We start from the raw sequence: 1750 nt of genomic DNA, 5'->3' as shown, positions 1-1750 counted from the left end.
ACCAATGACCAATGACCACCCTATTTCTCGGAGGCCAAAATGAAGCCATAATCTCGTTTTTAAACTCGGGATAACCATTGGTTGCCCCACATATTTTTTCGATTTAGCCTTATTTGATAAGGTTATTTTGCGCTGCATATTTTTGTATAAAAAAATTATTTTTTTTAGAAAAAATACGTATAAATACGGATGTGCGGAAGACTGAATACAGGTTTAATAGAAGATGAACACAAATTCATGTTGACGACGGAAGGCGATTTGCAGCCCGCACGTCCACCCAGCTCACCTAAATCGCAGAGACAATGTTCGGAAATCGCCTTGTCATTCAACAGCGAATGACCACTTTCAAACAACAGTTGCACGCGCGATATCTTTGGCGATCGGCAACGGTAATGCCGAAGTGGTGAATTCGGTGAGGTAAATTTTTCCCACGAGATTGTTGGGCATAAAATGCCCTACCCATTGGGAAACATTGTTTTGTATCGTACAGAAAAGGAATTGAACGGCCATGAAAATTATCTCAGAAGACATTTTTACAGTTGCGTCGTGCTTTAAACCGGCGATTTCTATTGGTGTGGGATTAACCTTAGCGATCGGCCTCACACCATCCGCCGAAGCGGCCAGTTTTGCGGACTTCGTGTTTCTCGTAGACGAGTCTGGCTCTATGTATGGCGAACATGCCTGGTTGGGGCAATCCATTGGGGATTTAGAATCGGCTCTGCAAGGGAAAGGTGTTGGAATTGGCGCTGAAAAAAATCGCTATGGTCTGGTTGGTTTTGGAGGTAACTCTTATGGAACAGAGCGATCGTTGTCAGTAGGAGGAGACTTATTTGGGAATGCCTCCGAATTAACCAGTGCCACTAACTCTCTCGTCGCCAGTGGCGCATTTGAAGATGGGTATTCGGCGATGGATTATGCCTTAAACAATTACTCATTTCGCGATGATGCTGCTGTTAATTTTGTGTTAATCACCGATGAAGACCGCGACATTGGCGCGAACCATGTCAACTTTAACAGTATCCTCAACGGACTTCAATCCAAAAACGCCTTGCTCAATGTGGTTGTCAACCATGCAATGACCGATGGAAACGGCCAGCGAGCGATTGGTGCCGATGCCCAAGGAAATGCGTTTATCGCCGATGGAAGTGGTGGATTTACCACGAATTCCAATACTACAGTGTCGAGCTTTAGCAGTTTTGGTACCACGAAAACCGACTATGTAGACTTAGCCTGGTCTACGGGGAACTCAACGATTAGTGGTGCTGCATGGGACTTAAATGTACTTCGTGCCGGTGGTCAATCGGCTAAGTCATTTACGAAAGCATTTGCAGATGTTAAATCCACTGAAGCTTTGAAGCAAACTGGCAATGGAAATTCCACTAAAGTACCCGAACCCACTGCCACTTTGGGATTATTAGGATTGGCTGCACTGGGTTTGTGCAAACGAATGGTTCACCAGTCAATCTAACCAGGTTTTATAACCTCCAAGTGACTGTATAATTTATTTTACTGGGACACTGTATTCTGTCCCAGTAAGATAAATCGTTTTTATTCCAAATTTTTGCGCTACCATCTGTTTCTTGATAACCTTTTTTATTGGTTGTTTTTCTTAAAAAAATAACCAATAAAGAACTACAGCGATCGCCCACAACAAATCAACAAAAAATCACCAATAAGCAATAAATAATTGAAGCCCACCTTCCCCGCATCAATGACCAATAACCGCAGCCCCCACCCCCGAACCAATGAC

Annotated in this window: 1 protein-coding gene; it reads left to right on the top strand. The window is 43.6% G+C overall.

Annotation, left to right across the window (positions count from 1 at the left end; translation table 11 throughout):
* Positions 1-508 precede the first annotated feature (508 nt).
* Entirely contained in the window at positions 509-1468 is a 960-nt protein-coding gene (locus AC0QH1_RS02710) for a vWA domain-containing protein (protein ID WP_324629266.1), read from the top strand.
* Positions 1469-1750 lie beyond the last annotated feature (282 nt).

It is taken from the genome of Phormidium sp. CCY1219 (assembly GCF_055795085.1).
Note: the sequence above shows the minus strand (reverse complement) of the source record. Positions and strands in the feature narration are given on the sequence as shown.

Coding starts and splice junctions, on each gene's coding strand:
- AC0QH1_RS02710 (WP_324629266.1), top strand. CDS start 509: ATGAAAATTATCTCAGAAGACATTTTTACAGTTGCGTCGTGCTTTAAA.